Source organism: Neobacillus niacini NBRC 15566 (genome assembly GCF_001591505.1).
GTDB lineage: Bacteria > Bacillota > Bacilli > Bacillales > Cytobacillaceae > Neobacillus > Neobacillus niacini.
The window spans coordinates 33,895-51,883 of the sequence record NZ_BCVA01000036.1 but is presented as its reverse complement, the minus strand read 5'-3'; the positions used below and the strand labels follow the sequence as shown (position 1 = coordinate 51,883).

Annotated in this window: 14 protein-coding genes; 3 read left to right on the top strand and 11 right to left on the bottom strand. The window is 39.8% G+C overall.

Going from position 1 to position 17,989, the window contains the following annotated elements; all coding sequences use genetic code 11:
- Positions 1–134: 134 nt before the first annotated feature.
- The 5 genes from BANA01_RS30675 to BANA01_RS21270 all read right to left on the bottom strand — a co-directional run bounded on the left by BANA01_RS30675 (position 135) and on the right by BANA01_RS21270 (position 3,834).
- Complete coding sequence (locus BANA01_RS30675) at positions 135–266, bottom strand: hypothetical protein (protein WP_268875105.1); 132 nt, start codon at positions 264–266, stop codon at positions 135–137.
- A complete protein-coding gene (locus BANA01_RS21285) occupies positions 263–994 on the bottom strand; it encodes a CBS domain-containing protein (protein ID WP_235847198.1) in 732 nt (243 codons plus the stop codon). Before BANA01_RS21285 ends, BANA01_RS30675 begins: the two co-directional genes overlap by 4 nt.
- 128 nt (positions 995–1,122) lie before the next feature.
- The gene (locus BANA01_RS21280; RefSeq protein WP_063254640.1) at positions 1,123–3,075 is read right to left on the bottom strand and encodes an NAD-binding protein; all 1,953 of its coding nucleotides are present in this window, start codon (positions 3,073–3,075) and stop codon (positions 1,123–1,125) included.
- A 6-nt stretch (positions 3,076–3,081) separates the two neighbouring features.
- Positions 3,082–3,378, bottom strand: coding sequence for a RyR domain-containing protein (locus BANA01_RS21275; RefSeq protein ID WP_063254651.1), 297 nt, complete (start codon positions 3,376–3,378; stop codon positions 3,082–3,084).
- Positions 3,379–3,468: 90 nt separating this feature from the next.
- Positions 3,469–3,834 carry a hypothetical protein gene (locus tag BANA01_RS21270; protein ID WP_063254639.1) on the bottom strand — a complete coding sequence of 122 codons (366 nt, stop codon included), beginning with the start codon at positions 3,832–3,834 and terminating at the stop codon, positions 3,469–3,471.
- Between the two features lie 80 nt (positions 3,835–3,914).
- Between BANA01_RS21270 and BANA01_RS21265 the strand changes: the two genes are divergently transcribed.
- Positions 3,915–4,598: a hypothetical protein gene (locus BANA01_RS21265; protein WP_063254638.1), complete on the top strand. Its 684-nt coding sequence runs from the start codon at positions 3,915–3,917 to the stop codon at positions 4,596–4,598.
- Here the strand turns inward: BANA01_RS21265 and BANA01_RS21260 are convergent.
- From BANA01_RS21260 to BANA01_RS21240, 5 genes are read right to left on the bottom strand one after another with little or no spacing between them, the layout of a single operon-like run.
- Complete coding sequence (locus BANA01_RS21260) at positions 4,595–9,139, bottom strand: WD40 domain-containing protein (RefSeq protein ID WP_063254637.1); 4,545 nt, start codon at positions 9,137–9,139, stop codon at positions 4,595–4,597. The two genes, BANA01_RS21265 and BANA01_RS21260, sit on opposite strands and share 4 nt — an antisense overlap.
- Positions 9,123–9,665 carry a hypothetical protein gene (locus tag BANA01_RS21255; RefSeq protein ID WP_063254636.1) on the bottom strand — a complete coding sequence of 181 codons (543 nt, stop codon included), beginning with the start codon at positions 9,663–9,665 and terminating at the stop codon, positions 9,123–9,125. Before BANA01_RS21255 ends, BANA01_RS21260 begins: the two co-directional genes overlap by 17 nt.
- 15 nt (positions 9,666–9,680) lie before the next feature.
- Positions 9,681–10,445 (bottom strand): ankyrin repeat domain-containing protein, encoded by a 765-nt coding sequence (locus BANA01_RS21250; protein WP_063254635.1) that lies wholly within the window; start codon positions 10,443–10,445, stop codon positions 9,681–9,683.
- 2 nt (positions 10,446–10,447) lie between these two features.
- Positions 10,448–11,830: a hypothetical protein gene (locus tag BANA01_RS21245; RefSeq protein WP_063254634.1), complete on the bottom strand. Its 1,383-nt coding sequence runs from the start codon at positions 11,828–11,830 to the stop codon at positions 10,448–10,450.
- A 30-nt stretch (positions 11,831–11,860) separates the two neighbouring features.
- Positions 11,861–12,754: a hypothetical protein gene (locus BANA01_RS21240; protein WP_063254633.1), complete on the bottom strand. Its 894-nt coding sequence runs from the start codon at positions 12,752–12,754 to the stop codon at positions 11,861–11,863.
- A 228-nt stretch (positions 12,755–12,982) separates the two neighbouring features.
- On the opposite strand from BANA01_RS21240, the gene BANA01_RS21235 reads away from it, so the two are divergent.
- On the top strand, positions 12,983–14,164 hold the full coding sequence (locus BANA01_RS21235; protein ID WP_063254632.1) for a hypothetical protein: 1,182 nt from the start codon (positions 12,983–12,985) through the stop codon (positions 14,162–14,164).
- Positions 14,165–14,175: 11 nt separating this feature from the next.
- A complete protein-coding gene (locus BANA01_RS21230) occupies positions 14,176–15,318 on the top strand; it encodes a hypothetical protein (RefSeq protein ID WP_063254631.1) in 1,143 nt (380 codons plus the stop codon).
- 464 nt (positions 15,319–15,782) lie between these two features.
- Here the strand turns inward: BANA01_RS21230 and BANA01_RS21225 are convergent, their stop codons facing one another.
- Entirely contained in the window at positions 15,783–17,978 is a 2,196-nt protein-coding gene (locus BANA01_RS21225; RefSeq protein ID WP_063254630.1) for a glycoside hydrolase family 84 protein, read from the bottom strand.
- Between the last annotated feature and the right edge of the window lie 11 nt (positions 17,979–17,989).

Sequence of the window (17,989 nt, the reverse complement as noted above, 5' to 3'; positions counted from 1 at the left end):
GCAGAATGGAGCCTGTTTGGGGATAGTTAAGCGGAGGTTTTCCGGTTATGTAAAGCAAAACCTCTCATTTTTGAAATTCTCAAGCCAATAGGCGGAATCTCTCCGTTTATTTGAGCCTTTTTTAATGGAAATTATTAATTTAGCGGAATTCCTCCGTCTATTTGCACATTCTTAAAATTCTTAAAATCAACCATAACCTTTAACACAGCCATTAAACTATCAACCTTCGAAAAAAACCGGGTGGTGACAGGCACCACCCTAATCATTCCGACTCCTGCTCCATCGCATCAATTTCCACCAAATCCCAAGAAGTAATAATCCCTAATGGCCTTTCAGACATATTACCATTTTCAGTAATAACAACAGCTTCTAATTTTTTATGCGCCAAATGGTAATCCTCGAACAATTCTTCGACATGATAGATATCAACATTTTGATTTACATAAACAACCTCATGATGTTTTTCGTAACGAAAAATATCACGGACTGGGGTATTCTCAATGTTTATTCCCGTTAAAGGCTGCTTCGATAACCAACGAATAATCCCTTCGGAAGTAAGTAGCCATTTATAACCTGAAGAATCATAGATAGGAAATGTCGTGCATGATAACTTGTCAACTACTTTCATGACATCCTTTAATGGTGTTTCCTCTTTGTAATATAGAACTGGTTTACTTGCTATTTCCAGAGCATTCATAGGCTGCTCAAAAAGCATGGCAATCTTTTCAATATGTAAAACAATTTCCTCATGAGGCTCTGCTATATAGAACTTTGACTTCACTTTCTCATGGACAATAGAGTTGCGCAGCTTTGCATATTGAGATAAATCCCGTCTGTAGGTTCGGATAATCGCATGACTTCCGCCATGATTCAATAAGTCTTTAAATCCATCACTTCTAGCATTTCGTACCATTTTTAATAAACATTTATGTATTCGATTAAAAGCGAATTCAAACCTCTCTGCGAGGGGTGTTGTCGTAATAATTTCCTGCAAGTTTATTCTCTCCTTAAAATACAAAATAGTACTATTATAGCCATTCTTAGGAAAACGCCAGAGGGACGGTTCTCAGGGTTCATTTTAATGTTTTTTGGACCACAAGAACCATCCCCTTGATCTTTCCATTATTCTTTTACAATCCCATATCTACCCATCTGCATGGTTTGATAAAGCTCCAACACGACATCGCAGTCATACTTTTGATAATCTTCGCCTGTTATTTCTTCGATTTTCTTCAAGTCATCATAGGTGACCAAACAAGCATGAAGCCTTTTGTCTGGGTCTTTTGTTTTCCCATCAGCAATTTCTTCAAGAGTGTCCCAGCCTCTTAGAAAATGGAAAGCATTCCAACGTTGATGTTCAGCAGCCCCTAGTAACGCAAGCTGTTCCTGCGCTACTGCTAGGTACTCTTTTGCTGTTAAGGCTTTCTGACCGCTCTTCGCTATTTCATCTGCTGCAACTGCCTTTAATCCCATAAGCATAAGTTTTACTTCAGCATGATTGAGCTGATTCCGATTGGATTCTTTTAAGAAGGTTGAAAGTTGGTCCCACGTTCCTTGTTTCTTTTTCGACCCTACTTCCTTGCTCGTTTTATAAGCTTCATGAATATTTTTTGCGCGATTCTCTAATTGGTCATTGACAACATAATCATAAGTCAATGCTTCCTCATAGTTTCCAAAAAGATAAAGCTTATTAAACTTCTCTGTGTTTGTGTGCAGCCAGTGACTTATTTGGGCCTTTTCACTTAATTTCAAGTAAATCGGAAGGTGAGGAATCGTTTTACCAAGCTGTATGCCTGCTTTAAGATCTTCAAAATCATCTTTTAAACAAACAAAAATATGCGTGTAGCCCGCTTCTTTCGCAAGGACATAATCATCAATCGAATCTGTTTCGATATCGATCGTATGAAACGTTAAATCCGCAACCCTTTTACTTTTTGGATAGTTATCATACCAGTCTTTTTTTACTTTCTCAGCATGTTTATCCAGGATCGTTATTTTGATTTGTGCAGAATTTATATAATGTGCCCGTTCTATTGCCTGAACAGCCAAATGTTGTCCGGTTTGACCAAATCCAATAATTAACAAATGTAATGCTTCTCCGTTTGGACTCCGAAGTCGTTCTTCATAACCCTCATGAAGCGGATATTCATTAAATAGTTTTTCTGCCACTAATTTTTGTAGATTAAATGGTTTAACAGGAAGATAGTCCGCTCGGTTTGTTTTTAAGGAGAGATCTGTTTCGATTTCTTCAAACAGCTCATATGATTGGTGATAACCTAGATGTACGATAACCTGTTTTAGACTCAGTGATACACCCGTTTCCTTGACGAACACATTTAATGAGAGTATTTCATTTAAATTCTTCGAATCTTCTTCATGAAAAATAATAAAATACTCTGCACTTGATAGTTTGCATTTCTTATATAAAGAGGTGCTTCCTTGTTTTCCAATCAGTAAAATAACTCCTAACTCTCGTAAATATGTCATTTGCGATTCAGAGATTTCTTCTACAATTAAAACAACCTTTTTCTGTTGTTTGCGCAGGTTCTCGATCAACACTTTGCTTTTTTTATGATAACCAGAAATAACGATATGATTTCCGAAGATCCTATATAAAGCTAATTTGAGAGATTGATTGAAAAACAAATATATTAATGAAAATAAAGTTGAAATCGTGTAGGCAGCCGCCGTCCAGCGCGAAATCTCAATGGCTAGAGGGTAGGTTGTAAATTTACTGGCTGATTTTGAGAAAACAGGGTCTACATCTAATAAGAACAGACGAAAGGTTGAATACAATGCATTTGTTAATGAATACTCTTCGATTGCCTGAAATTTAAAACCGTAAACTCCTGTCGTGACCGCAACAATAAATAATAAAACCTGTATACGGTTTTTCTTAAGGATACGGTAATAAAAGATAAACCAATATCCGCATAGGACGATTGTAATGATCGTTGCTAAGACGTAATTGGGAGTCCCTTCTTTTAGATGAAATCCCCATAAAAGAGCAACCATTATCAGGGTATATAAACTATAGATAAGGACAGTGGCATGAGTATAAATGTATTTTTTCACTTTTCCTTATTCCTTTCGAATGTTTTTTTCAATTTTAAATCCTAATGATAAAATCATTTTTAACGTCTCCATTGCGGTATTCCGATCATAATCTTTATCTTCTTCTGTTAACTTCTCATATGGAACGAGATTCGGATGCGTTTTTTTCCGATCGTTCCGCTCTGGTCCATAGATCCATCCTTGTTCTATTCTTTGTGATGCCCAGACTTCATGAATATTTCTAGCTAATTCCTCCTTGAGTCCCAAGATTTCTACGGGCAACTCAATTTCCGTTGTCACAATCGGCTCTGGTTTATACGTCATTCCCCCCACCCTTTCTCCTCTAAGTCTCTTTGTAAATAAATCAGCAGGTATCATTTCTCTTAGCTTACTAGCTGCTTCTCTCGCTAATCTTCAGCGCTTAAACAAAAAAACACCCAAGACAATGGAAAATAACAATAGATAGAATCCAATACCCGATACAACATAATTTGTTCCACCTAAAATAAACAGTACTACTCCCGCAATGAAGCCTGTAATACTCAGACCTCTCAACAAAAAATGAGTTTGTTGACCCTTTTTTGCCCGTTTAATGTACTGCATCCGTACAAATTTTTTACCGAAATAAAAATTTTTCAGACGGAATAATCCATATAAGATGGCCATGGCAAGAAGAAAATTAAGCACGGTCTGGAATCCGAAATCACCAACGATCATGGCAAGAAAAACAAATCCTATTACTATAAAAATAGAATTAATCAATAAAGATAGAAATCTCAAGTTTAAACGCCCCTAACTCTCTTTACCTATTGCTTCATTTGTTTTACGATAATGATAGATTATCTTTTTGGGGTGGACTTATGTACTATTTCAACTATTATTTTCGTTTTATAAATATTCTGATGTTAACCTTTGTTGTTGCATTCCCCATTTTCGGGTTTGCGCTTTTCCTATTTTTTAAGCCGCATACAGAATATCAGCTTTATTTTGAAGGGAAGTTCCTAGCATACTTTGCCATTTTCCTCATTTGCCTATTTATCAGCCGGCTTCTTAATAATTTATGGCATGAAAAAGCACCTAGCAACATCATACATATACTTTGGATTGGTGTTTTAACCATGCTTCTTATTTTTTCAAGCCTGTTCGGCTTAATGATGATGAAGCAATATTTCACAGCGTTCCAAGATGACCTTCCCGTTCAAACGAAAAGTACGTTAGCTGAGGTTATCCCCATCGAAGAGAAATTCTTTGGTCCAATCGATAACAGTTTATATGGTCAAATTCCATATGATGCTCACGGTAACATGCACCGATATGGGATTCAACTCATTGATACCAATCATCAAGTCTACCAAACTGCCTACTTTGATTCAAAACACGACTATACCTTTACACTAGAAAAATTAAAAGGTGAGATTGGCAATACCCTCATCATGGATCTGTTTCCAAAATCAAAGCGAATTGTTTCCATTGAGGTTCCAACTGAATCTGGGCCATTCTATGAAAATGAATTCCTAACAAAAGGAGAAGAAGGGAGCTTTTAGCTGGCCCCTTCTTTTTTCTGCGGAAAATAGTATTCCTTCCTTTTCATCGTATTTCCTTCAATTGTCTGTAATTTCTCTCCGTTCCAGAACAAACTAATCATCGGTTCATTAGTATAAAAAAGCGCTGTTTCTTTACCTTCTATAAGCATGAAAACCTTTAGCCAGTTGCCCAGCCCCACAGCTAGATAATTTCCTGTTTCATCCCAAGCCAGCAGGGAATTCGCACCCAATACTTGGCCAAACCGTTGAATCCTTTGCAGATTTGCATGCTCGCTTTCTTGTTTGGCCATGTCTTCTAAACTAGCAATCTTCTCATGTGGCAGTAATACAATATCGTGTAAGTAGGCTGAAAGGGCTTCGGATATGCTGGTTGAGAAGCATTCCAGTTGTTGGACGACTTGCTTCGAATGGACCTGAACAACAATAATTTCAAACTGCATCCCTAAAAAGGCAATTTGTTTACTATCATGGCTCCATTCATGATTTTCCACCTGTTGATTTAAGCTTCCCTTGGCTAGTAATTTCTCCACTAATTTTCCACTTGTAACCGTTACCTGATAGACATAAAATTGATTCCCGATGCAAATAGACAAGAATCGACCATCCGGGCTCCACTTCATAAGAATTTGACCCGCACTGTCAGAATCTACTTCAAGATGTAAGCTTTTCCCATCATTTACATGCAGATTTAGTAAATCAATCAATCCATCGGAGTGTGCAATCGAAATCACTTGTCCGTTATTTGACCAACTTGCGGTAATGATTTCACTGCTGGATGTAAACGTCTTTTTAACATTACCGTTGCGAATATTCACAACCCAAACTTGATCTTTTGTCCCAAATGCTGCTAATTTTTCATCTGCAGATAACTCACAAAAACGGATATTCCCTGATTTAAATGGCTGATATTTAATGATAGAGTCATCTTTGAGATTATGAATCTGCATATATTGGCCTAGGTGCCCTGTCGCTAAATAAGATTTTGAGGAAGAAAGCGAACTAGAAATAATCAGCGAATCGATAAATTGGGTATTAACCTGTTTGGCAGCAAAGATGTCTTCTACCTGCTTGGATAAGGCTTTTCTACGTGGTATGAGTACATTAAAGGCTCCAAACAATGTGTTCAGCCATTGTGCATAGTGGGCAAATACCCATAATGGATGGTTATAGGCCCAACTAACCTGATCACTAATTCTGCTCTTTTCATCCAGCTTACGAAGATCCCAAATTGTTACCTTTCCGTCAACGGTAATAGTAGCAAGGAGACCGTCCTTAAAATCAATTGTCAGCAAGGTTTCGGATGGCGGCAAGGCAAGTCGAAGCTTGCCATATCCTGATTGTCCTTCCCAAATAAAGATGTCGCCTTTATCTAAAACAGAAAGAATATGAGAATGGTAAAAATAATGCCGGCCGATATCTAAACCAATGGTACTATCTTCCCTTACGCCCCGTTCTACATTCCAAACCATAATGCCAGTGCTTTCACTAGTCCATAAGAAGCCCATCTCGTCATAGCACATGTAATGATAGCGTGAGGTACCTGGCTGGAGTTGATATTTCGAGCGCAGCACTTTCTTTTCAGTCTCGTTTTGAACATCCCAGATCACAATTTTTCGATAATCCGAACTAAAATTTGCCTGATACCAGATTGCAAGTTCATCCCCATCACGTCTCCAAGCTAATTGAAGAACATTCTGATCAATGGGCCAAAAAGTCACTTTCTCTTGAGATGGCAAATGAAGGATTCCAACCATCCCTTCTTCTGTGCCAAAGGCTAGGTCTTCACCATTCGGTCTCCAAGCTAGATTTAAAATGGTCTCCTCTACCTGTGTCTCGTAAACAAGCCTAAATGTAGATGATTCCAAGATACTCAGTTTATGTTGACTGGAAAGCGCTAGGAAATCTTCCCCCTCAGAAAAAACAACCTGTTTAATCGCCCCAATTCCAGGATAATGCTGAATAACTTCTTCCCCTGTATGGATATCCCAAATTTTAATAATATCGTCATGAATCGTTAACAAATGCCGGCCATTTGGGTGCCATTTACAAAAGGATAAATCAATATCAGGCAATTGAAAGGTATGTTGATAATAATCTAAATCAAGATCTTGACCTTGATTGGATAGAAGGTATGGGATTTTTCTCTCTTCATACCAGCGTTTTGCCTCAAGAAATACCTTTGAACCTTCAGGCATTCTGATCGCAAACGGTAAAATTTGGTCTGGGAACTGCACAAGTAAGCTATGCCGAATTTGACAAAAGCGCGAAAAATCATCTGTATACTCTGTGGAATTCTTTGAATCTGCTTGCAAGTTTTTCAGATTTTCATAGTCTCGCAGTAAATCATGAGAAAGTTTGGTTTGAATCTTTGACTGGAGGAAGTTGAAATCTGTTAACAAGCTTTCCATCTGTCGATTATATCCTGAATGATACAATTGGAGTGGAAGTTCGAATGCCTTCCGATGATTTGGAATCTTATTTTCCTCTCCATCCAAAAAATTCGGCATATCTTGAAAATAGTCACCGATTTTTTTATGAAAAACTTGCTTTAAATAGGTCTCTTTAATTTTTCGACCAATTTGACGGTGGTAAAAACTATAGATATAGGAACCATTCTCATTTCGCTCCATCAAATAGGGCTCAAGATCATTAAACAAGCGTGCCCAAATGACAACAGGCAAGTTTTTCCCGAGATACTCATGCTTTGCCTTTTTGTAAAAATCCTCCATGACATCCGTACTTTCCGATAACAAGTTCAGTAGCTCAGCCTCTTCTAAGCCGTTCCTTGATGCTGCCAATAGGCCGAACACATGGTTGATCAAAACAGATCCATGGTTGGATGGATGAGACAATCGCTCAAAGAACTGCTCTAATATTCCATCAATGCTGGGGAGAAGTGGTCGCGTCTCTTGAAATGAGGTCCACAACTTCACCTCTTCAAATGCCAGCTTTAAATAGAGAGGCAAGGGGCTCTTTTCAAACGACTGCAGCACAAGTTGCTCCTGTTCATGCTGCAGGGTTCGACGCTCTTGTTTAAGCCAATAACGAAGCAGTTCCTTCCCTTCATGCCTGCTCATATGTACAATCTCAATGAAATGATTTTCCGAAAAGGTTCTCTTCATAGCGGAATAGAAAATGCTATCCTTTGCTACTGTTCCAATGATGGTGACGTACTTAGGTAACTCTTTTACAAACAAAGAGGACAAAATTCGCCGGTCCTGTAATTGGTCTAGCCCATCCAACACAATCACAATTGGTTCTGCAGATGAGGCTTTTTCCACTATGGCCAGCAACTCATCTTCTAACTCATCGATGGTACGCATTTCAAAAATTTCTACTGCACGTTCTGGCTCCAGCTCAACCAAGATAGATTGCAGCAATTCGAAGGAATTTAATCCAAAAGAGGACGCCCCAATATAACGCTGCACAAGGTGTGCCATCGAACCATTCTCTTTTAAATTGTTAGCCAGTGCGGCTGCAAAAGCCGTTTTTCCAACTCCAGACTCTCCGGAAATGATCATTGGATTCAACGATTGCTCCAGCTTTTGTTCGACTTGCAGGAATTGTTCTTCCCTGCCAATAAAGAATTGCGAGTGCGTTTTCGAAAACTGCTCATGAATATCCTTCTCTTTCATCGCAACAGGAATTTCTAATATTTCTTCACATTCCCTTTTAATGACACCTTCTAATTTGGTCAGCACATCTTGATAAAAGTCTGGTAAGTAACTCACATCAATATCATCACCAGCCCAATCAACACGATGAGAACGAATATTTTCTTGTGGCAGAAATTCTTCAATGTCTCGCTTTAGCTGAGCAAGACGATCTTGGTTCACCTCATCCACCGTGCCATTTTCTGTGTAATCAATGAAGTCCCGTGCATGAGAGGTTTCGGGTGGATGGTTGAATTCACGAAAAAACGCAAATACGTGGTCCGCAGCGTCTTCTTGCTTAAAGGCCCCTTCCCGAATCTCGTGTTCAGTTGCCGACAACAAATAGTGATCTTTTTGTTCATCTGAAAACGGAAGCTGCTCGACGACTTCATCAAAAATGGACCGCAGCTTGCCCTCAATGCCCTCCCAAACTTCAACCTCTTCGTATTTTCCCATTCGAGGCAATAAACGGTAAGCAGAAGGCAATTGATTACGATCTTCTTGATACCACTCTTGGAATAGGTTATAACCAGACAAATCGTGGTTCTTCAGCCACTCTAAAATCATTTCAAATTCATGCTTCTCAATCTTATTAGGAACAGGCCGCCAGCCGTACCGGTTTCCTAAGAGAATTAAAAAATTGGGTTTAGGAGAAAGCTCCTTACAACGGCGGAGCTCATTGATACAAATATCCATGGTTCGATGGTCAAGCTGAGCCTCTGTAGGAACCCCCCAGCGCAAATCAATCGCCTGAAACTTTGTTCCATACTGTTCACATAATTCCTTCAAACGCGGAAAAACATATCGTTGCAATGCGGTTCGCTCGTGCTTTAAATCGGTAAAGGTAGAGCTGACAAATAAGCGAAATATTTTACTTGACCTTGGCATGCCCTGCCCCTCCTCGAATAAGACCTAATTTTTGACCAAATAAAATCCAACTAAGATGACTCAACAGCATGGATCCATTACTGATTAACAGTAATAATCCCAAAGACGGGAACGACGGATGAAGATGCTTTGAAAGTTGCTGATTCCACCAAGGATCTAGGACCATAACAAACACCCCAGCTACGAATAATACAGTCGGTGTAATGACTAGACAGGCATTAAGCCCTTTTGTCTTACCAGAAAGACTTGTTGGCACAATTCCAAGTATCAGTGCAGCTAAAATACAAAGCACCGGAACGGTCCATGAAAATGGAACGGATCCATAGAAAGCATTAAACATGATGATGGCTGATCCTGTGAAAAAAACCGTATGGGTCATAGGAATAAACATGCTATAAACTAGAATATAAAAGTAGGATAAGATTCCTATATTTTTTTGAAAAAAATAGCGATCAAAGCAGACAAGGCAGATGAAAAAAAACACTAGATAAAGAATGATAACCGATATCGTTAACATGAACTCCATTTTTTGTACCTCTTTTTAATTAAATTCCCTTAGCTGTGTTCGGATAAATAAGGCAGCTCGAGCTAAATTATTATCCTTCTCATTTGAACCTGAAAATAGGAGGTCGGCACCACGATACTCCTCAAGGATCGACATGACAGACTTCCCTTCGTAATTTTCAAGATACGGATTCAATCCAAAATCAATCATTTCACGGGTAGAGTTCTTCGTACTCGAATGATTGGAATCACAGATATTGTCCTCTAAACAATACAACAACGAGAGCATCGGAGTATTTCCGTCATCATCTTGACTATTCGGATTCATCCCTTGTTGCAACAATTTCGTTACCAGCCATCCCTGCTCTCCCACAAGAGCTAAATGAAGCAAGGTACGCCCCTCATCATCAACTTGATTTTTACTATCTGCCGGAGTAGCTTGATAGAATACTTTCGCTACCCCATCATTCCCTTCAACCACTGCCTCCTGCAGGGGCGTTTTATTCCTCGCTCCCGCCTTCTCCGTTAACAACGGTTTCGTATCAAGCTCCATCAATAGTTTAGCCATTTCAGCAGTTCCGTACTTGGCCACATAATGGAGTATATTGGCTCCTCGCACGTCTCTTTCATGAAGCAACGACGAATCTTGAGCGAGTTCTTTTACTTTATTGAGATCCTGATAATAGACAGCTCTCATTAAATCATTTTGTTCATAGGTATTTTTATCACTTTTATAGACATTAAAACTTGAACAGCCTGTTAAGATCAGCAACATTAGCACACCTATTGCTACCCTCGACATTATCATCCCTCCTGTCTGCGTCGGAATTTCCACATATAAATAGCCGCCCCAACAATAGAACAACAACTGCCAATTACAAACGAATGAAGAAGGACAGGAATTTCCTCTACGTTGATTTTCATTTCAATATAATCATGTGCATAGGTGAATACCTTGCTTGAAACGTAAAGATCATAATGAAATAAATACATAACCATTGTGAGAATCACAGCAAGGCTGCTTGCAAAAATGATCAATTCGTTCATCGGGTTCTTGTTTGTATATTTTGTAATCAAATATCCTTTACGGACACAGATAGAAAAGAAATAGACGATTAGCAGATAAAACACTATTTTCAGAACCAGCGTATTGTCAACGTATGTAAAAACTTCAACCATCCCATCAAAAGTACGCTCGTTCTCTAAATAAACACCATTTGATAAAGAATAGGTTAGGAACTCCTGCACTCCTGACTCATCTGAAATAATATTCAAAGGACTAAATAACAAAACTCCTAGGAACAGAGGCGCAAATAATAATCCAAAGTATAGCGAATCCTCATCAATGGCATCTTTATTTACACCTATAAATGCACCAATAAACAAAACGAGATAAGTCAAAACCACCATTTGGATTGTTACTTTCAAGGCTTCGGAAAATGCATTGACATGATAACTGATTCCTTTTTTCCATTTTCGCTCCTGTCTCAAAATAAGAAGATATAAAAATAGCACACTCGTAATAAATGAAAAGGCAAGGATTGCTACATATGAATAGGAAAATTGGTAATCTGCTCCTTTAAACGCTGAGGGCGCTGTTTGACGACTGAATAGTCCCATTACCGCAAGTAAAAAGGAATTTACGAGACTTGTTAAAAAGATAAATAATCGATTTGTATTTTTGTCTTGATCCAGCCATTTTTTACTTAGATGATAAGTGATATAAAGCACAGCAAATGGAACAATAAGGAGGAAACCGACACCTAATTGATAGTGAACGAATAGGTTGCTTATCTCCCCTCCCTCTGTAAACATATCTCCTTGGGGAGTACTTTGCAGCATAATGGAACCAAATTGCTGATAGAAAGCCAAGAAAATATGATTCCAGTCAAGTCCTTCAATAATGGTCTGAAGTTCCTCCCCATCCTTTGGGAGGACATCTGCAAGCATTTCGCTATATAAGGATTTCATTAAAGGTAATAGCGGTTTTTTTAACAAGAATGAAAGGATTCCCATTACAATAAAAGCTCCAAACCCTGCAAGCGCAGCGACCGTAACGGTTCTACGGAGACGAATGGGTTGTGGAACATCTTCACTTTCTGCCTGCTCATGAAGTACCTTCGTTTGAGCTTCTTGCTCAAGATCATGAGTCTCAATTTCCTCAAACTGAATGTTTAACTTTTCCATATTCTAAATCCTTTCTAAAAAGTGAACCCTTTATTTTGATTTCAAAATTAACGTATCATAATTACCTTTGACATAGTTCTCCATCGTCACTGGCAACTTATCACGATAATCCGGGTGGTTGCTATAATAATTCAACTGGATTTCGTTCTCATTTGGCAGATGGGATACGGCTGCCCATATATAGGTATCATCGTACATAATGATTCCATAGTTAATGGGTGCCAAGCCACGAATGTAACCAGCTTTTACTGTCGCACCAAAATGATCCAAGTTTTCTTCATCGGATATAAACATGAAATTATCCGTAAAGAGAGAATAATCTTCCCCCACTAACACTCGAAATCTTGCGTCATCATCAGCTGAAGCAAACACACTTCCTACTAAAGTCCTTTGAACAGGTTCCGCATCTCCCTGTTTATATTTACCAGTAAAATCCACACCCATTCCTGCCCAGTTATAACAGGAAGGCGTCACCTTTTCAATTTCAATCTCATTTTGCTTGTTCGTAAACCAAACGGTACATTCTTCTTCCTCCGATTCAAATTCCTCCGAAAGCTTGCCAGTTGCCCGCTCACCATGAACCGTTGCAGTTCCCGCCAATTCCCCAACGTTGACTCCACTCAGGCTCATTAAGTTGAAAGAAAAACCTGCTGCCGTTTCGTCTGTTATCGTTAACGTCCCCGGAGAAGATTGACTATTTCGACTCCATTTTCCTTCCCATGAAATGAGTGAATTACCTTGCTTTGCGGATTCCATCTCCTGTTTAGGTGATGAATCTTGAAGAGCAGGAGATTCCACGGCTGAAGAGGGAAGATAGATGACAGTTGGAGCACTATTGGTTGCACTTACTAGTAGATAAGAACTTATTGCAAGAAAGAATATAATAACGCTTAATAGACTGATTGTTATGGCCCTGTATTTCATCCGTTCATTTCCTCCGAAAAATTCTAGTGAATTCCCGCCTTTAGCACCATATTATAACATTTTTTTGGTAAAATGTGACGAAAGTTTGAACAGAACGGTCTAATTCAAGCGATTGAAATCATAATTCTCTTGCTTTTTTAGTCATCACTCACTCTATTAATCTAGTCTTTCTTCCCTATACCTGTTAAGATGTTTTTTAGAATATTTTTACAAAGGGGTCGAACTAAAATGAGAAAAGGAAGGAACTTCATCTTATTCGTTTTCCTCCTGTTACTGTCCGCTTGCAGTGATAATGATGTAATCATTAAGGAACAAATAGAAGAAGAACAGCCTCAACAGAAGATTCTAAATGAGTTTCAGGATGCGTCTTTTTTGCGTGACCCGACAAAAACCTATACATATGAATATAGTGATGACACCTTTGTCGTTGAAACCATTAAAAGTGAGAACGCGAATGAACAAATTTGGAATCAGTCCATGGGAGATGGATCGACCAAAGAAACCATTATGATTGAGGAAAAAGATGGTTTGATGATAGGAGATGGTCTAAGTGAATCCCCTGCCTTACGTTATCCAATTGAGCTCGGTCAAACGTGGCAGCAATGCAATAAAGAGAATGAGTGTATGAACTATGAGATTGTAGCTTTACTAGATTACTATACTACTTCCGCTGGTAAATTTGCGGATGTTGTCCGGGTTAAATCAAGCGATGGCCGTACTGCTTATTACGCAAAAGAGGTTGGACTCATTTATGTAGAGAATCAAAATAAAGAGGCCCTTGTCCAACTAAGAGGACTTCAAGAGTTTATTAGTAACCAAACAGCAGCGAAAGAGCCAGTCTATCATTGGGATGAAGTGTTAGACACTGCTGGTGGCAAGCACAAGGTTGACATCGTTCCCATTGAAGAGAAGAGCTATCCTTCAGACATGACTTGGGCCGGTGCGAATGAGTTTGATTTAATTCGCGAAGGTTCTTATGAGTTCCGTGTCGATGATATCAAGCAATCCGAAAAAATTGGCGATTGGCTTTTCAACATGGAACGTAATAGCGGGAGAGTCATCGGAAGCAAGCCTAATTTTATTGTCGTCAAACAAACAGAATCTTCGAATTCATACTCTAGTAAATTATTCTATATCCATGATGAAAAAATCGTTGAAGTAAAAGACACAGATGGCAACAGCAGCGGATTTTTTTACAGTGGTGACCATGTATATCCACTCAGCGAAGATACCTTTCTTACTGCTTGGTACAATAATGCCGATGTTGAGCTCTATTATGAACTGTATACCTATAAAATTACGGACTTCGCTACAGGAAAGACCGAACTTATAAAAGAAGATAAAGTTAGTCTCGAAGAATCCGAGGCCTACTTTCAACAATTTGAAGAGAATTTGGCACCAGTCAATTAAGGAGATTTGGAATGATGAAACGAATAGTAAAACTGCTATTTCCCTTATTAGCATTATTCTGCATAGGTGGTGCAACATACGGGGCTTATCAATTCTTTATGAGCAAAACAGTAGAAGAAACCATTACAAAAGCTCCTGAAGAAAAACAGGACAAGAAAGAAAAGCCTTCTTCAACTGAGGCACTCTTAACCGATTCCGAAATTCGCTCTGTAATGGATCAATATTTTGAATGGCTGGAAACAAGCTACACGTTTCTAACAGAACGGCTTCACTATGATGCAAAACTTATCAATACATATAACCGGGAATATGAAGAGGAAATTTCTACTCTCGTATCAAGGAACTATATGAACGAACATAAGGACTTTCTGGAGACCATTATTGCCACAAGTGGAGAAGGGCTGCCACATCCAAATTATGATACAAGATTTGAGATAATTGAAAACACACCAACAAAAGTAACGGTTAAATCACTTGTGGAACCGCTCATCTACGGCGCAAATTATAATGAATTTGCGGATAATTTTTATATCACAGCCATTAAGGAAAACGGTCAATGGTTAATTGATAAAGTCACCCTAACCTCAGCACCGGAAGAAGCTGTTAACTTTACGGAAGATGAAATCAAAAAGTTCATTCAAGCGAATGGCTTAGCTTACTTAGGGACTATTACCATGAACGCAACAATCGGTTATGATCAATCAAGGAACGAGGTTAAAAGCGAAACAAAGGTCTATTTAGTGAAAGGTGAATTTACAGATGGCGTAGATGGACTTACCGCCGCAAGTGGAAATGTTATCTTTGACATACCGGAAGATTTGGTACCAACGGCTGAGATAAATGAAAATGAAGAAGGAGCCGGCCCACTTATGCTAGAATATGCCTTCCATGAAGATGGAACAATCACAGCCTCTTATGAGGAAGGCGCCACCATTTCATTGAAAGTGGGAGAAGAAATTGTCATCCAACGAACAGATTCCCTGGATAAAAATAATTTTTATGATGAACTTATGATTAGCTCCGGGCCCATCACTTGGAATATGGATAAGCAAACAACGATTATTGGCGTTCAACCAGGAATATCTGAACTCAACATTTTACCTTTTGATGATTGGGAACAAGCCTACACTATTAACTTTCAGGTAACTGAATAGATAGTGGAGGTTGAATCGTGATGATCTGTTGTTGTTTGTCAATGGTCGAGATGTTTTGGCATTTGAATCACAATCTCCTAAGAACCTGCTTGGCATGATGGCGTCTTAAGTTATGGCTCTGTTATAACTGAATGTTGATTTCACTATGTTTGAAAAATAAACGGAAAAATTCCGGCTAGTTTGGGAATACCCATAATTCCTTAAAAATAAGGGGATTTTTTCCGTTTATATGCTCCAAATCTTTGGAATTTGTCTTATTTAGAGCAGTTAATCGAAATATCTCCGCTTATACATGCTTTATACGTTTCCTCTATATACTTAGCCGGAAATCCTCAGCCTATAAGCTCTCATACCTGCGAGTTTTAAACCATATCCACCGGTTTAAAAAGTATACACCCAAAAAGCTAATGAAAATACCGCAGGGACAGTTCTCATAGATTGAGAACCGTCCCCATGGTTTAATTTCACTTAGGAGGCGTGATGAGAACCTGCCCATTTTCTATCAGTACGTTTGCGCCAATAACGGCATGCACGTCGAGCCAATTCCTTTCCATCCAATTGCTGTTATGGATGCTTAGTACATAGCCGTTAGCAGGAATTGCAGAATTATTGCCTCCTCTTTTGACAACAATGCCATCCTCCACTGTGACTTCATAGCCATAAGGATTGGTTCGAGTGGTCGCCCCGTGATCTGGTGTATATTGAATCAGCTGGTCGGCTCCGCGTTTTGTGTTGACACCGTCTAGGGCACGTGATTTAACATGCTGGCCCCAAATACCTTGGACAAGAAACGGTCTGATTGCAGACTCACCAATTTTTTGCGGAATCGCATCAATCTCTTTTAACAAAGATTTCAGAAGTTCTTTGTATTCTATCGCTGCTTCGGTGTCGTTATCCTTCTCTGCCGTTAATGCCTGAACTGATAGCTTACCAGCTTCTCCATACAGTTCCATTTTTTCTAAATACGGTTCTACCTCTTGAAGGAATTTCTCATTGTCAAGGTTTAGCCGCAGTCCCTCTGGTGCTGTCCGCAAATTCTCAAATTCAGCCAGGAGCTGGTCGGCAGCCGGGTTCATCTTATCGGTGCCATAAGCGTTCCAGAACTTTTCTATTAATGGTGTTAAGGTCAGAGAATCCTGGTCATTTAACGTAGATGAGTAGGAATTCTCCGCGAATGTTTTCAAGTCTTCCGCTGCATCCCCGCCAAATGAGCGAATACTGCGCTCCCACGAAGCTTCCGGAGTGTAAGCAGCCGGGTTCCAGGTATAATCGGCGATGGTATACAAAGGAATTTTGGAAGCTTCTGCTTCATTCATGGGATTGGCCGCTAAGCCGACGAGACCGTGTTTCGTTAACTCAGGGTCTCTTTGATCCAGCGGACCAAGGAATAATTTATTTCGTTCGAAATCGTTCACCGGATAATTATCCCATAAAAGCAAATCATGTTGAAAAATCTCCCACACCTGCTGGGTTCCCTCAGCGGTGATTTCTTTGGACACCACATCCGGTCCTGTCCACATCACAATCGTATCCTTATGGAGCAGCTCTGCAAAGCGCTCGCGGTAAGTGTTGGTTTGGTTGCCTGCATAATCTGTCGGAACGGTAATCAGCCGCTCGGCTCCCTCATGTGTGTCGATAAATTCCTCCGTAAAACGATTTAATAGATAGGCATGGGCGGCCGCGATCGGGTCGGCATCCCCCGCAAATTTGTCTCGATCCTGCTGGCAGTATAAGTTCTTGTCAATATCATCTAGAAAAATCGCATAGGACCGGACACCCAAGTCCCAGATTGTTTCCATCTTTTGCTTCAGCAAGGCAAAATCTTCATCGCCGGAATAACAGATGGATTGTCCAGGCGACAGTGAGAAGGTAAATTTGACATGATTCTCTTTGGCCTTATCAATCAAATCGGTGATTCTCGATAATTCTTCCCCTGGGTAAGGATCACGCCAGTTTTCGCGATGATAAGGATCATCCTTCGGAGCGTAGATATACGTATTCAGTTTGTTCTCCCCGTAAAATTCCAGCTGGGAGATTCTGTCCTCATGAGTCCATGGCGGGCCGTAGAACCCTTCGATCGAGCCTCGTATCGGCATTTCCGGCCAGTCACGAATTTCTGCCTCCGGAATCCAGTCTCTTCCTTCCCGTTCTTGAATCAAATGTTTGAACGTTTTGGCAGCATAATACGTTCCCGCTTTGTCCTTACCGGCAAGCACAATCTGATTTTTCCCCTTTTGCTTGGATGCTAGGACATACCCCTCATCCTTTAATGCTTCAGGGCCGGCTATCCCCATCTGGTCTAGGACAGCTGCCGAATCCGGATTTTCCGAAGGACCGCCAATCCAGATACTAACAGGGGTTGTTACCTTTTCCCCGGCCTGGAAGGATACAACCCGCTTTACGTCCGCAGCTTCCAAGGCCTCAACCACTTCGCTGATGGCCTGTTCATCTGTTTCCTTACCTACCACAATTCCCACGTCTGGTGTCAGAGGAAACCCTTTATCCGTTACCTTTTGTACTTGCGGTGTTGGATTTATGGCAAGTTCTCCTGTTGCTGCCGCAGATACCTGGGCTGGTCCATTTAGCGACATTAATGGAACACACAGCAGGACGGTGGAACAAATGCTCAAAGTCTTTTTCAAATGCTTTGAAAAAACCATATCTCGTTAAC

Excerpts from the sequence above, each read along its gene's own strand:
- BANA01_RS21230 (WP_063254631.1), top strand. The coding sequence starts at position 14,176 with ATGATGAAACGAATAGTAAAACTGCTATTTCCCTTATTAGCATTATTC.
- BANA01_RS21235 (WP_063254632.1), top strand. The coding sequence starts at position 12,983 with ATGAGAAAAGGAAGGAACTTCATCTTATTCGTTTTCCTCCTGTTACTG.
- BANA01_RS21250 (WP_063254635.1), bottom strand. The coding sequence starts at position 10,445 with ATGTCGAGGGTAGCAATAGGTGTGCTAATGTTGCTGATCTTAACAGGC.
- BANA01_RS21245 (WP_063254634.1), bottom strand. The coding sequence starts at position 11,830 with ATGGAAAAGTTAAACATTCAGTTTGAGGAAATTGAGACTCATGATCTT.
- BANA01_RS21255 (WP_063254636.1), bottom strand. The coding sequence starts at position 9,665 with ATGGAGTTCATGTTAACGATATCGGTTATCATTCTTTATCTAGTGTTT.
- BANA01_RS21260 (WP_063254637.1), bottom strand. The coding sequence starts at position 9,139 with ATGCCAAGGTCAAGTAAAATATTTCGCTTATTTGTCAGCTCTACCTTT.
- BANA01_RS21275 (WP_063254651.1), bottom strand. The coding sequence starts at position 3,378 with ATGACGTATAAACCAGAGCCGATTGTGACAACGGAAATTGAGTTGCCC.
- BANA01_RS21240 (WP_063254633.1), bottom strand. The coding sequence starts at position 12,754 with ATGAAATACAGGGCCATAACAATCAGTCTATTAAGCGTTATTATATTC.
- BANA01_RS30675 (WP_268875105.1), bottom strand. The coding sequence starts at position 266 with ATGATTAGGGTGGTGCCTGTCACCACCCGGTTTTTTTCGAAGGTTGAT.
- BANA01_RS21225 (WP_063254630.1), bottom strand. The coding sequence starts at position 17,978 with ATGGTTTTTTCAAAGCATTTGAAAAAGACTTTGAGCATTTGTTCCACC.
- BANA01_RS21265 (WP_063254638.1), top strand. The coding sequence starts at position 3,915 with ATGTACTATTTCAACTATTATTTTCGTTTTATAAATATTCTGATGTTA.